Origin of the sequence: Streptomyces sp. NPDC021562 (assembly GCF_040640875.1) — a bacterium.
Taxonomy (GTDB): Bacteria; Actinomycetota; Actinomycetes; order Streptomycetales; family Streptomycetaceae; genus Streptomyces.
In genome coordinates, this window is the sequence record NZ_JBFACN010000103.1 from 1 (window position 1) to 1201 (window position 1201).

At 41.8% G+C, this 1201-nt stretch carries 1 protein-coding gene; it reads left to right on the top strand.

Translation table 11 applies throughout. The features are described from left to right. Position 1: 1 nt before the first annotated feature. A partial coding sequence (gene cydD / locus AB0G52_RS41225) for a thiol reductant ABC exporter subunit CydD (protein ID WP_361344457.1) occupies positions 2 to 1201 on the top strand: 1200 nt, incomplete at its 3' end.

Genomic DNA, 1201 nt, shown 5'->3' on the forward strand with positions numbered 1-1201 from the left:
GATGGTTGGAACCTCCGTCATTCCTCCGATGATATTGCTGTATGTATATTGGTTGGATTGGATTGCAGGCATCATCCTGACAATCACAATGCCGATTCTAATTGGTTTCCTCATTCTCGTCGGACTGGCAGCAAAGGGACAAATGAACAAGCAGCTTGCTACTTACCGAATTCTTTCCAATCACTTCCTTGATTCATTGAGAGGATTGGAAACACTTAAATTTCTAGGAAAAAGCAAAAAACACAGTGACAATATTGAAAAAGTGAGTGAGCAATATCGGACTGCCACGATGAAAACACTTCGTGTCGCCTTTTTATCCTCCTTTTCACTGGACTTTTTCACATCATTATCTGTTGCTTCTGTAGCAGTTAATTTAGGTGTACGTCTTATTGGCGGTGACTTGCTGCTGTTGCCGGCATTAATGATTTTAATTATGGCACCTGAATATTTTCTTCCAGTAAGGATGGTTGGAGCAGACTATCATGCCACTTTAAATGGAAAAGAGGCAGGCGAAGCCATATTGGCAATAATTCACGAGGAAAGCAAAAGCATGTCAAATACAACTGTATCAGCTTTGCAGGATATTTCGAATATTGCATTTAATCAAGTAGGATATCGTCACAGCAGTGCGGAAAATCTCACACTTGAGAGTCTATCCTTCCAAATTGCTGGCTGCAAAAAGGTCGGTATTGTCGGAGAAAGCGGCGCAGGGAAATCAACCCTAATTGATTTACTCAGCGGCTTTACGAGTATTACAGAAGGTGAAATTCTATTAAATAATAAGGAGATACCAAGTCTTATGACGGAGGAGTGGCGGCAGAAAACTGTCTATATACCACAATCCCCCTATATATTCAGCATGACACTCAGAGAGAATATTGCCTTTTATCAACCTGGAGCAGATGATGATGAAATTAAAGCTGCTTTAAGAGCAACAGGGTTGGAGACATTATATCAATCCCTTCCGAATGGCCTTGACGAGATGCTTGGTGATGGCGGCAGAACACTTAGTGGCGGACAGGAACAGCGCATTGCCTTGGCAAGGGCCTTTCTGACAGACCGAAAAGTGATGCTGTTGGATGAACCAACGTCTCACTTAGATATTGAAACAGAATTTGAGTTAAAGGAGACAATGCTGCCATTGTTTGAAAATAGGCTTGTTTTCCTTGCAACACATCGCCTTCACTGGATGAAGAATATG